Source organism: Pseudomonas sp. NFPP07, assembly GCF_900115645.1.
GTDB classification, from domain to species: Bacteria; Pseudomonadota; Gammaproteobacteria; order Pseudomonadales; family Pseudomonadaceae; genus Aquipseudomonas; species Aquipseudomonas chlororaphis.
Genome location: NZ_FOXG01000012.1, coordinates 1 through 12,006 on the forward strand (window position 1 = coordinate 1; position 12,006 = coordinate 12,006).

At 64.8% G+C, this 12,006-nt stretch carries 11 protein-coding genes; 7 read left to right on the plus strand and 4 right to left on the minus strand.

What is annotated here, in order from left to right; genetic code table 11:
- Window positions 1-280 precede the first annotated feature (280 nt).
- Window positions 281-1,720 (plus strand): mechanosensitive ion channel family protein, encoded by a 1,440-nt coding sequence (locus tag BM019_RS26850; protein WP_009044787.1) that lies wholly within the window; start codon window positions 281-283, stop codon window positions 1,718-1,720.
- Window positions 1,721-1,925: 205 nt separating this feature from the next.
- A complete protein-coding gene (locus BM019_RS26855; protein WP_009044786.1) occupies window positions 1,926-2,366 on the plus strand; it encodes a carboxymuconolactone decarboxylase family protein in 441 nt (146 codons plus the stop codon).
- Window positions 2,367-2,377: 11 nt separating this feature from the next.
- Here BM019_RS26855 and BM019_RS26860 read toward each other — a convergent pair whose 3' ends face one another.
- Both BM019_RS26860 and BM019_RS26865 read right to left on the minus strand, forming a co-directional pair.
- Window positions 2,378-3,970, minus strand: coding sequence for a DHA2 family efflux MFS transporter permease subunit (locus tag BM019_RS26860; protein ID WP_092421640.1), 1,593 nt, complete (start codon window positions 3,968-3,970; stop codon window positions 2,378-2,380).
- Complete coding sequence (locus BM019_RS26865) at window positions 3,967-5,097, minus strand: HlyD family secretion protein (RefSeq protein WP_092421645.1); 1,131 nt, start codon at window positions 5,095-5,097, stop codon at window positions 3,967-3,969. The genes BM019_RS26860 and BM019_RS26865 overlap by 4 nt, the downstream gene beginning before the upstream one ends.
- A 220-nt stretch (window positions 5,098-5,317) precedes the next feature.
- On the opposite strand from BM019_RS26865, the gene BM019_RS26870 reads away from it, so the two are divergent.
- From BM019_RS26870 to BM019_RS26880, 3 genes are all read left to right on the plus strand, one after another.
- A complete protein-coding gene (locus tag BM019_RS26870; protein ID WP_092421648.1) occupies window positions 5,318-6,088 on the plus strand; it encodes a DUF533 domain-containing protein in 771 nt (256 codons plus the stop codon).
- 222 nt (window positions 6,089-6,310) lie between these two features.
- The gene (locus tag BM019_RS26875) at window positions 6,311-6,844 is read left to right on the plus strand and encodes a DUF3087 family protein (protein ID WP_009044782.1); all 534 of its coding nucleotides are present in this window, start codon (window positions 6,311-6,313) and stop codon (window positions 6,842-6,844) included.
- A 218-nt stretch (window positions 6,845-7,062) separates the two neighbouring features.
- Window positions 7,063-7,848 carry a sulfite exporter TauE/SafE family protein gene (locus tag BM019_RS26880; RefSeq protein ID WP_037004885.1) on the plus strand — a complete coding sequence of 262 codons (786 nt, stop codon included), beginning with the start codon at window positions 7,063-7,065 and terminating at the stop codon, window positions 7,846-7,848.
- Between the two features lie 111 nt (window positions 7,849-7,959).
- Here BM019_RS26880 and BM019_RS26885 read toward each other — a convergent pair whose 3' ends face one another.
- Together BM019_RS26885 and ampC are read right to left on the minus strand one after the other, a co-directional pair.
- Window positions 7,960-8,514 carry a UPF0149 family protein gene (locus BM019_RS26885; RefSeq protein WP_092421651.1) on the minus strand — a complete coding sequence of 185 codons (555 nt, stop codon included), beginning with the start codon at window positions 8,512-8,514 and terminating at the stop codon, window positions 7,960-7,962.
- A 181-nt stretch (window positions 8,515-8,695) separates the two neighbouring features.
- Window positions 8,696-9,871 (minus strand): class C beta-lactamase, encoded by a 1,176-nt coding sequence (gene ampC / locus BM019_RS26890; RefSeq protein WP_092421654.1) that lies wholly within the window; start codon window positions 9,869-9,871, stop codon window positions 8,696-8,698.
- 182 nt (window positions 9,872-10,053) lie between these two features.
- On the opposite strand from ampC, the gene BM019_RS26895 reads away from it, so the two are divergent.
- Window positions 10,054-10,932 (plus strand): LysR family transcriptional regulator, encoded by an 879-nt coding sequence (locus BM019_RS26895; protein WP_062825203.1) that lies wholly within the window; start codon window positions 10,054-10,056, stop codon window positions 10,930-10,932.
- A 440-nt stretch (window positions 10,933-11,372) separates the two neighbouring features.
- Window positions 11,373-11,933 (plus strand): lipid-binding SYLF domain-containing protein, encoded by a 561-nt coding sequence (locus BM019_RS26900; protein WP_087091738.1) that lies wholly within the window; start codon window positions 11,373-11,375, stop codon window positions 11,931-11,933.
- Window positions 11,934-12,006: the final 73 nt, after the last annotated feature.

Below are 12,006 nucleotides of genomic sequence, written 5' to 3' on the forward strand. Positions count from 1 at the left end.
AGCTCGGCAGCGGCTACAGGGTTAGCGCCGATCGGTAGGTCACAACCCCTGTAGCCGCTGCCGCAGGCTGCGATAGGGCCGAAGGTCCTTAAGCGATCTCAAGATCCTGCGCCCCCTGCGGGGTCGATCGCAGCCTCGCGGGCTCGGCAGCGGCTACGGAGTGAGCAACATAGTTGCAGGCAGGGGCCTCCCATGAGGCCCCTGTTTTTGTTTCTGCGGCTATACCTGCAAGGTCGCTTGTGTGAGATTGTCGCGCCTCTGACCGTGCTGGAGTTGCTTGATGCCGAACCTGTTCGCCGACCACCCGCTGTTCGCCGCGCTGGTCCTGATCCTGCTGGACATGCTGCTGTGGCGCCTGATCGGCGCGCGGGGCGGTTACTGGAAGCTGCTGGTGCGGGTGCTGATCTTCACCCTGTACAGCGTGCTGCTGTTCAACCAGGGCCTGAACCCGATGCAGGCGGCGCCCTGGCCGGAGGACGTGCCGCTGCACCTGGCCGCCACCGGGTTGCAGATCGGTTGGTGGCTGTTCGGCGCGCGGACCCTGACGGTGTTGCTCGGCACCCTGATGATGCAGCGGGTCGGGCATACCGGGCGGCTGTTGCAGGACTTGATGGGGGCGGTGATTTTCCTGATCGCCATCATCGCCGCCATGGCCTATGTGCTGGAGCTGCCGGTCAAGGGCGTGCTGGCCACCTCCGGCGCGGTGGCGATCATTGTCGGCCTGGCGCTGCAAAGCACCCTCAGCGACGTGTTCTCCGGCATCGTGCTGAACACCACCAAGCCGTATCAGCTCGATGACTGGATCTCCATCGACGGCACCGAAGGCCGGGTCACCGACATCGACTGGCGCGCCACCCGGCTGCAGACCTCCCAGGGCAGCATGGCGGTGATCCCCAATTCCCTGGCGGCCAAGGCCAAGATCATCAACTTCAGCCGTCCCGCCGATATGCACGGGCTTTCCATCAGCCTCCAGGTCAGCCCCCATGCGCGGCCGCAAACGGTGATCGAGGCGCTGGAGCGGGCCATGCTCGGTTGCCGTTTCCTGCTCCCCAAGCCGGCCCCCAGCGTGGCCCTGAAAAGCTCGGGCAATGCCGGGGTGGAGTACGAGATCAGCGGTTTCGTGGCCTCCATGGGGCAGAAGCGCGAAGTGCGCAACCAGCTGTTCGACCTGGCCTTCCGGCACTTGCAGGCGTCCGGCGTCAGCCTGCTGTCCAGCGGTGAAAGCAGCATGGCGGCCCAACTGTCGCGCCCGCGGGCGCTGCTGGACAGCTCGAGCATCTTCTCTACCCTGCGCCAGGAAGAGAAGGAAACCTTCAGCCAGAACATGACCCTGCAGACCTTCCGCGCCGGCGAGACCATCCTGCCGGCGGGCGAGGTCAGCGATCACCTGCTGATCATCGAATCGGGGGTGGTCTCGGTCAGCCTGATCCGCGATGGCAAGCCTTTCGAGGCCGGGCGGATGGGGCCGGGCGAAGTGATAGGCGAGGCGGGGGTTGCCGATCAGGCGACCGCGGCGGACTTCTCGGCCAAGACCTTCTGCACCCTGTACCGCATCGAAAACGAATACCTCAAGCCGTGCCTGGACGCGCGGCGCGACATCAGCGACGCGATGAAAAACCTCCTGGATTTCCGCCAGCACATCGCCCAGACGCTGACCCAGGAAACCCCGCGGCCGGCGGTGAAAAAAGGTTTTATGCAGTGGCTGCGCCGGCGCGCCTGAGCGTCCATGCACGACCCCTGCAGGCGCGCAGCTTGCGCGCGATCCGCGTAGCGGCCACCGGCCGCCAGGGCAATCGAGCGTCGAGCGGCCGCTCCCACAGAAGACCGGGGACATTGGTCACCTGGTCTTAGGCGCAATTGGTTATTGGTAGGGACCGGGCCCGGGCTTAACGTAGCGCCACATTCACTGGACCTGGAGCCACACCATGCAACCGCGTATCGACTTCTACACCGCTTCGCCGGACGCGCTCAAAGCCATGATCGCCCTGGAAACCGCGGTCTCGAAACTGCCCCTGGAAAAGTCGCTGATCGAGCTGGTGAAGCTGCGCGCCTCGCAGATCAACGGCTGCGCCTTCTGCGTCGACATGCACACCGCCGACGCGCGCAAGAGCGGGGAAACCGAGCGCCGCCTGTACGCGGTTTCGGTCTGGCGCGAAACGCCGTTCTTCACCGACCGCGAACGCGCGGCCCTGGCCTGGACCGAGTCCCTGACCAGGGTCAGCGAAACCCACGCGCCGGATGCCGACTACGAGCTGCTGAGCAGCCAGTTCAGCCCCAGCGAGCAGGTCGACCTGAGCCTGGCCATCGCCACCATCAACAGCTGGAACCGCCTGGCGGTGGGTTTCCGCAAAATGCCCCAGGCCTGATTCACCCGGGCTCAATGGCCGTCGGCTGACGGCGCCGACGGCGGGGTGACCTTGCGCATCAGGGGCACCATGGCCGTGGCGATGATGAAACACACCATGATCATCAGGAACGCGTCGCCGTAGGTTTGCGTCTGCGCTTCGCGGTAGGTCAGTTGCCAGAGCTGGCGCAGGCTGGCGCTGACGCCTTCGTCACCGCTCTGGCCCAGCGCCGCGAAGTTGCCGCCGACCCGGGCCAGCCATTGGTTGAGCGCTTCGTTGCTGCTGTTGAGGTGTTCGGCCAGGCGGGTGAAGTGCAGGTTGGTGCGGTCGTTGAGAATGGTGGCGCAGGCAGCGATGCCGATGGCGCCGCCGAGGTTGCGCATCAGGTTGAACAGCCCCGAGGCATGCTTGAGCCGCGCCGGCGCCAGCCCGCCCAGGGTCAGGGTCACCGCCGGTGGCACCGCCAACTGCTGGGCGATACCGCGCAAGGCTTGCGGCAGCAGCAGTTCCCTGGCCCCCCAGTCATGGGTGATGGGGCTGAAATCCCACATCGACAAGGCGAATAACCCCAGGCCCGCCATCATGATCCAGCGCAGGTCGATGCGGTTGGCGAGAAACGCATACAGCGGGATCGCCAGCACCTGGAACACCCCGGTGGAAAACACCGCCATGCCGATATCCAGCGCGCTGTAGCCACGCACCCGACCGAGAAACAGCGGCGTCAGGTAGATGGTGGCGAACAGGCCGATGCCGGTGACGAAGGAGAAGAAACAGCCGAGGGCGAAATTGCGCTCCTTCAGGGCGCGCAGGTCGACGATCGGGTTGGCCACGTGCAGGGTGCGGCCGATAAAGGCCAGCCCGGCCAATCCGCAAATCCAGGCGGTGGCGAGGATGGTGCTGTCGCTGAACCAGTTCCAGCGCGGGCCTTCTTCCAGGGTGTACTCCAGGCAGCCGAGAAACAGCGCGAGCAGCAGCATGCTCAGGTAGTCGGCGCCCTTGAGCAACGCCAGTTCCGGCTGGTCGATCCGCACCAGCATGGGCACCGCCACGGCGACGAAAATCCCCGGCAGCAGGTTGATGTAGAACAGCCAGTGCCAGCTCGACACTTCGGTGATCCAGCCGCCGATCACCGGGCCCAGGGTCGGCGCCAGGGACGCCACCGCGCCGATGGTCGCCGCGGCGATCACCCGCTGCTTGCCGGTGAAGAAAAAGAATGCGGTGGTGAACACCAGGGGGATCATCGAGCCGCCGAGAAACCCTTGCAGGGCGCGGAACACGATCATGCTCTGGATGTTCCAGGCCAGGCCGCACAGCAGGCTGGCCAGGGTGAAGCCGACCGCCGAGGCGCAGAACAGCCAGCGCGTGGAGAACACCCGCGACAGCCAGCCCGACAGCGGGATGACGATGATTTCGGCGATCAGGTAGCTGGTCTGCACCCAGGCGGTTTCATCGGTGCCGGCCGACAGCCCGCCGCCGATATCGCGCAACGAGGCCGAGACGATCTGGATATCCAGCAGGGCGATGAACATGCCCATGCACATAGTGGCGAAGGCGAAGACCTTGGTCGCCGTGGCCATGTTGGCCGGATTCAGGGGCTGGGCCGGGGCGGCGAGGGCGCGGCTCATGGCGCGCTGGCCACGGCGGGTTCAGGCGCCGCCGGTTCGCTGCGGGTGTTGACCGCGGCCGTCACCGACAGGCCGGGGCGCAACTGGCCGAGCACCGCGTCCTGCGGGTCGAGGATCACCCGCACCGGCACCCGCTGGACGATCTTGGTGAAGTTGCCGGTGGCGTTCTCCGGTGGCAGCACGCTGAACTGCGCGCCGGTGGCCGGGGCCAGGCTGTCGAGGTGGCCGTGGAATTCCCGGCCGGGCAGCACGTCGGCGCGGATCACCACGCGCTGGCCCGGGCTCATGTGTTGCAGCTGGTCTTCCTTGAAGTTGGCGTCCACCCACAGGCCGCTGGCCGGCACCAGCGACAGCAGTTGCGCGCCGGCCTGGGTGTAGGCGCCATTGCGCGCCCGACGGTTGCCGATCACCCCGTCCATGGGCGCGCGGATTTCCGTGTAGCCCAGGTTCAGTTGCGCCAGGTCGCGCTCGGCGCGGGCCTGGAGCAAGGCTGCCTTGGCTTGCAGTTTCTGGGTGGCGATCACTTGCAGCTGGCGCTGGGTCGCCAGCAGTTCAGCCTGGGCCCGGGTGTTGAGGGCCTGGGCGGTCTTGAAGCCGGCCTCGGCCCGTTGCGCGCTTTCCACCGACACCGCCGAGCTGCCCACCAGGCGTTTGTAGCGGGCATTGTCGTCGCGCGAGCGGGTCATTTCCGCGGCGGTGGCGTCGATCCCGGCGCGAGCCTGGCTGATTACCGCGTGCTGCAACTGTTCGGTGGAGTCCAGGTTGGCCAGCAGCGCTTCCTCGGCGGCCACCGCGCCTTCGGCCTTGGCCAGGCTGGCGCGGTAATCCCGCGAGTCGAGGCGGATCAGCAGGTCGCCGGCCTTGACCCGCTGGTTGTCGCTGACCAGCACCTGCTCGATGTAGCCGGACACCTTGGGTCCGATCACTGTCACGTCGCCGCCTATATAAGCGTCGTCGGTCTGTTCGATAAAACGCCCGCTGGTCCACCAATGCAGGCTGTAGAACACCAGCGCCGCCAGGGCCACCAGCGCCAGGGTGGCAAGTAGCAGGCGCTTGAGCAAAGGAGGCCTGACCGGGGCCGGGTGGGTGGCGACAGTGGCAGGGTCGATGGCGGGCAGGCTGGTCATGACAAGTTCCTGGAGGGGGAATATTATGGTTGAAATATGATATTTGTAATATTTTATTGCAACTCAATCTTTGTACCGATCGTCAGGTGCGACCTGGGAGTTGGCGGATGACGCGGGTGATTGGCGAGGCGGGGGTAGGGCCCAAGCGGAAGCAGTTGGCGCAAGCCGTGGCGAAGACTATTGTTGGCAATCTGAATAACTGCCTGAAGAGAGCGATGCGATGAACACCAGTGATTTGCTTGAACAGTTGCTGCGCGCCGGCCAGGCCTCGATGACGCAGCAGGGTGGCGGGGCCTCGGCACCGCAGGGCGGGCTGGGAGGCCTGGGTGGCTTGCTCGGCGGCCTGTTGGGCGGTAACAGCGGCGGCGGTGCTCCGGGTGGCCCGGGCGCTGGCGGCCTGGGTGGTCTGCTGGGCGGCCTGCTGGGTGGTTCCGGCTTGGGCGGCGCGATCTCTGGCGGCGCGACTTCCGGTGGAGCCCCTCAGGGCCGCTCCGGCGGTGGCATGAACTACGCGGCGCTGGCCTCCCTGGGGATGATGGCGTTCCAGGCTTACCAGGCCTGGCAACAACAGCAACAATCGGCGGCGCCGCAACAGGCGTTGCGCACCGTCGACCAGCTGGCCGGCCCGGAAGCCGAAGAACACAGCCATGCGATCCTCCGCGCCCTGATCGCCGCGGCCAAGGCCGATGGCCGTATCGACGAACAGGAAAAACAACTGATCAGCGCCGAGATCGGCCGTCATACCGATGACCCGCAACTGCAGCAATGGCTCGACGACGAAGTCGCGCGTCCCCTGGACGCCGCCGACGTGGCCCAGTCGGCCGCGGGCGAGCCGGGCATGGCGGCGGAAATGTACTTGGCCAGCGTGATGCTGGTGGACGATCAGCAGGACGCCGAGCGCGCTTACCTGGACGAGCTGGCGGCGGCGCTGCGGATCGACCCCGAGCTGCAACTGCACCTGGAGCAACAGGCCAAGGGCCAGGTGGCCTGAGCCACGAGGACCGGCTCCGCCAGGGGCCGGTCCATTTGTCCGCGTCGGGCGTGCCATTCGACGCCCGGCAGGCTCGATCCGCATCCCTCCCAATTTCTGCTTGGCTCCGACGGCGCGCCCCGGTGGCCGAGGTGGATTGTCGCAGCGTGGATTTATTCGCCATCTCCCAGTGCGGGCAGGGTGATAATGCCGGCCTGTCCATCATGCGAGCGCACCGTCGCCATGTTCGAGATCCAGCCGCAGAACCCCGAGCTTTTTCGCCAGCAGACCCGCCGCAGTACCTTGTTCATTGCCCTGATTTTCCTGTCCCTGGCCATGCTGTTGTCCAGCGCCGCGGTGCTGCTGTTCGGCACGCCGGGCGGCGATAACTTCAAGCTCAATGTCGCTGGCGTGCTGGCCGGGCTGGTGCTGAGCATGGTGCTGATGCGCGTGCGTTTCTGGTCGCAGCCGTGGATGGCCGCGGCGGTCTACGGCTGGCAGCTCAAGCGCAGCCTGATGAGCGTGACCAACGTCATGCACCACGTCACCGCGGGCGTCGAGGCCCAGGACCCGACAGCGATGAAACTGCTGCGCTTCTACCACCTGGGCCTGACCCAGATGCACCAGCTGGACGCCAACTCCAGCGCGCTGAGCCAGGCGGTGCATGAGATCGACCGGCACAAGGAGCGGATGGAAGTGCTGGGCATGGACACCGAGCAGAACCGCTTGAATCCGGACTGGATCGAAGCGGTGAAGCGGATTCCGGTAAAAAAATGAGCTGAACAGGGCGCGGCTTCCAAGGTTTTCCTGGCCGCTTCCGCACCCATTTCGCCATGTGACTGCCGCATGAAATCCAAGGGTTATATGCGCTGAATACAGGGCAAAAAGGCAAAGAGTTATAACGTTAGATTTTATTTATATAAATGGACATAAGCATTAGCGCTATGCTGCCGCCAGTTTTTTACCTGGCCGCGGTTGATGCGTAGGGCTTATTGATGGATGTGGGTAATTTTGGTTTTGTAATCGCGGGCCTGTTGGTGGGTTTCATCGTAGGGATGACGGGGGTGGGAGGCGGTTCGCTGATGACCCCGATCCTGTTGTGGTTTGGTATCAACCCGGCGACCGCTGTCGGCACCGACCTGCTGTACGCCGCCATCACCAAGTCCGGTGGTGTGCTGGTCCATCAGAAAAACCGCAACATCGACTGGAAGATCACCGGCTGGCTGACCCTGGGCAGCGTGCCCGCGGTGCTGGCCACCCTGTGGTTCCTCAAGAGCCTGCACACCGACCCGCAAGCGCTGAACAGCGTGATCAAGCAGGCCTTGGGTTTTGTGCTGCTGCTCACCGCCCTGGCGATCCTGTTCAAGAAAAAGCTCCTGGCTTTTGCCCAGAAGCACGCCGGCGATCACTACCACCTGAAGGATTCCAGCCTCAACGGCCTGACGGTGGTCACCGGCGTGGTCCTCGGCACCATGGTCGCCCTGACCTCCATCGGCGCCGGCGCCCTGGGCACCGTGGCGCTGTTCATCCTTTATCCCTTCCTGGCCACCAAGCGCCTGGTCGGCACCGAAATCGCCCACGCCGTGCCGCTGACCCTGGTCGCCGGCCTGGGGCACGCGAGCATGGGCAACATGGACTGGCAACTGCTGGGCTTTCTGTTGATGGGCTCGCTGCCGGGGATCTGGCTCGGCAGCCACATGACCGGCCGCGTCTCGGACGAACTGCTGCGGCCGTTCCTGGCGCTCATGCTGTTTTCCATCGGCTACAAGCTGGCGTTCTGACCCCGCGCTGGCGGGCCGAGCCAAGAGCCTCCTGCGGGAGGCTTTTGTGTTTTTGCGGTTTGAGCGCGCACGCTTGGGGCGGGCCGTGATGGACCCGCCCCCAGGCCTCTCTCAACGTTGCGCCAACCAGTAATCGTGCAGCCCACGGGCTGCCTGTTCGACGCTGGCCACGGTCTGGCGATGTTGAGCCAGATCGAGGTCGGCCGGCAGTTCGAAGTTGTCCTGTTCGGCGCAGGTGATGATGGCTTGCAGCTGGGCGGCCTGGGCGGCGGGTAGCTCGGGCCAGTTGCTCACGGCCATGGCGCGGATGTAGCCAAAACACCATTCTTCCGCCAGCGTCAGCGGCTGGTCCTGATGCTCGGTCTGTTCGAAACGCGGCTGAAAGCTCGCCGAGTCGCTCGCCAGCGCCGTGGCGAGGGCGTTCAGATGGCGCACGCTCAGTTCGATGAAGCGCTTGCACTCCTCGGGGTCCTGCCAGTCCGGGTTCTGCCCGCCCCAGATGGCCGGGAACCATTCGGCGATGTCCACCTGGGTCGGGCCGGACACCAGGGCGGTGCAAAAACCGTCCAGCTCGGCCAGGTTGAGCACGGAGTGGTCGTCGCCATACTTGAGCAGGGTGTCTTCGATGAATTCGAACTCGGCGGGGCTGAGCGGCTGGTTGTGCATGGAGGGTTTCCTTGGAAAAACGTGCGCCCCAGGGGCTGCGCGGAAAAAAGACGCGGAGGATGGCGCGTTCCGCTGTTTTTATCCAGCGCCGATCATCGTCGCGGAGCGCGTTGTCATAGCTGCGACGCGCTCCTGGTCGTTCCAGCGACCGGTCCGTTAACCGATCCGGTCGCTGTTGTTCTCAGGGTTGCGCGTCATCCAGGGCCTTGAGCAGAGCATGGGCGACCTTGACCCGTTCGGCGTTGGGATAGTTCTTGTTCGCCAGCAGCACCAGGCCGATGTCCTTGCCGGGCACGAACAGCACATAGGCGCCGAAACCGCCGGTGGAACCGGTCTTGTTCAGCAGGGTATCGGCCCGCGGTGCCTTGGGCGGGGTGAGCCAGCGGGTCGGGTGCGGTTCGAAGGCCATCTGCGACGAGTTGCCGGCCAGAAGGGCGTCCAGGCTGAGCGGGTAGGGGTACAGCTCCCAGCCCAGGCCCTGGGTCATGCCCTCGACCTGGTAATAGCCGGTGTGGGTGAGGGCGATGGCCTGCGGCCAGGGTTGCGCCAGCGACTCGGGCTTGAGGTTGGCCTGGACGAAACGCAGCAGATCGGTGGCGCTGGTCTTGACCCCATAGGCCTCGGCATCCAGGGCGCCGGGGCCGACCCGCACCGGCTTGCCGTCCTTGTCGTAGCCCTGGGCGTAATTACCCATCTGTGACTTCGGCACCTGGACATAGCTGTGCTGCAGGCCCAGCTGCGGGAACAGTCGCTGCTCCATCAGTTGCTCGAAGGGCTGCCCCAGGCTTTGCGCGGCCAGGTAGCCGAACAGGCCGATGCTCGGGTTCGAGTACAGGCGCTGGGCGCCGGGGGCAAAGGCCGGTTTCCAGCCCTGGTAGTAGCCGAGCATCTTGTCCTGGCTGTCCCACTGCGCCGGGAACTGCAACGGCAGGCCGCCGGCGCTGTAGGTCCCCAGTTGCAACAGGCTGATGTGCTCGAAGGCGCTGCCTTTCAACGCCGGCAGGTAGCGGCTGGCCGGGTCGTTCAGGGACAGCTTGCCGCTGGCCTGGGCATAGGCCCCCAGGGTCGCGGTGAAGAGCTTGCTCACCGAGCCGACCTCGAACAGCGTGTCGGCGTCGACGGCTTTCTGGCCCTCTTTGGAGGCCAGGCCGTAGTTAAAGTAATGGGGCTGGCCCTTGAGAGTGATGGCCACCGCCATCCCGGCGATGTCCTGTTGCTGCATCAAAGGGCGGATCGCCGCGTCGACCAGGGGCTTGAGCGCGCTGTCCGGCTGGCTGGCGGCCAGGCAGGCGCTGGCGCCGGACAGCAGCAGGGAAATGGTGAAAAATCCAGATAGGGCTAGGTTTTTGTTGTGCATGATGGGCTGGCATTCCATGATTTTGCAGAGTGATGGCCGCTGCACTCCGAGCGGCTTTTGCCAGCGCCTGCCCTTGCAGTCAGGGAGCAGCGCGCTGCGAGCCGGCTCAATGTAGGCGGCCGGCGAAGGATCGGCAAACGACGATATTTCGCAGGAGCCATTAGAAAAACTAGGGAGTGGTCATGATCCGACCCCATCTGCCGCTGAATGCCCTGCGCGCCTTCGAGGCTTCGGCGCGGCATTTGAGTTTTACCCGCGCGGCCATCGAGCTGTGCGTGACCCAGGCGGCGGTCAGCCATCAGGTGAAAAGCCTCGAGGCCCAGCTCAATGTGACCCTGTTCAAACGCCTGCCCCGCGGGCTGATGCTGACCAGCGAGGGCGAAACCCTGCTGCCGGTGCTGTGCGAATGTTTCGACCGCATCGCCGAAACCCTCGGCCGCTTCGAAGGCGGGCACTACCGCGAAATGCTCAGCGTCGGCGCGGTTGGCACCTTTGCCGTCGGCTGGTTGTTGCCGCGCCTGGAGGACTTCCAGGCTCGCCATCCGTTTATCGACCTGCGCCTTTCGACCCACAACAACCGGGTCGACGTCGCCGCCGAAGGCCTGGACTACGCCATCCGTTTCGGCAACGGCGCCTGGCACGGCACCGATGCTGTCCAGTTATTGGAAGCGCCGCTGTCGGTGCTCTGCGTGCCGGAACTGGCGCGACAGCTGCGCAGCCCCGCCGATCTGCTCGGCCAGACCCTGCTGCGCTCCTACCGCACCGACGAATGGCCGGAATGGTTCAGCGCCGCCGGCTTGCCGGCCAGCACCCTGCCTGCGCGCAGCATCGTCTTCGATTCGTCCCTGGGCATGATGGAAGCTGCGCAGCAGGGCATAGGCGTGGCCCTGGCGCCGCCGCTGATGTTCGCCCGGCAATTGCACGCCGGCAGCATCGTCCAGCCGTTCGCGGTGGGCATCACCACCGGCAGCTATTGGCTGACCCGCTTGCAGTCCCGGGCGCAGAGCCCGGCGATGCTGGCGTTCAAGGAATGGCTGTTGGGGACCGTGCAGAAGGGCTGAAGGCGATCTGAAGACCTGGTGTTTCCCAGGGCGTAGAGCGTGCGGACGGGGACGGCGCCAATGCGGATCGCCAGAACCGCCTCTCGACCGGCTTGTTTACACCGTGTCTGGTGTGTTGCATCGACCGACTGAATCCACAATCGATTCCGGCCATTTACGCCTGGCCGCAACCCATAAAAAAGCAGCCCCAGGCGGCGAACCCTGCCGATACGCAATGGTCAACCGATCAAGGGTCTCCGGGCTGCTTCACACCGGCCGGCGACCCTTGATAAACGGATTCACTCCCATCCTGCTGGCTTGCAGTGCTCGTGGTGATTCTGCCGGTAGTGCATGCAGCACACTTCAGGGGGGAGCCGGAGAAGTTCAAGCCGGTTCGGGCCCTGCCTGGTGCGGGCGCTGACCGTTGATCGCATCCGCTCCTCTCGCGTAGGAGTACGAAAATGACTCAATCAATGCGGTTCTTCCTATCGATCGTCCTGGCGGCAGTATCCCTGTCATCGGCGAGCCTGTTGAACAGTGCAGGTGCGGCCACCGCCGAGGACCTGGCTACCGACTCCCGGCAAGCCTTGCAAATCCTCTATAAGGCCACTCCGTCCGCCGAAAGCCTTTCGCACAATGCCAAAGCCGTGCTCGTCTTCCCGAAAATCGTCAAGGCAGGCCTGGTGTTTGGTGGCAGCTATGGCGAAGGCGTGCTGATGAAAGGCCAGAAAGTGGAGAATTATTACAACTCCGTCACCGGGTCATGGGGGCTGCAGGCAGGCGCCCAATCGTACGGTTATGCGGTGTTCCTGATGACCGAAAAAGCGCTGAACTATGTGCGCGAGACCAAGGGCTGGGAGGTCGGCGTGGGGCCAACCGTTGTCGTGGTTGACGAAGGGATAGCGAAGAATCTTTCGACCTCGACGCTGAAGGACGATGCCTACGCGTTCATCTTCGACCAGCAAGGGTTGATGGCCGGGGTCAGCATCGAAGGAACGAAGATTTCCCTGATCAAGCGCTGAAAAAAACCTAGGAAGGGTTTTGATCTTTTCAAGCGTTTCGCGTCAGGGCGGTCTAACGGGCGGCTCCTTCACC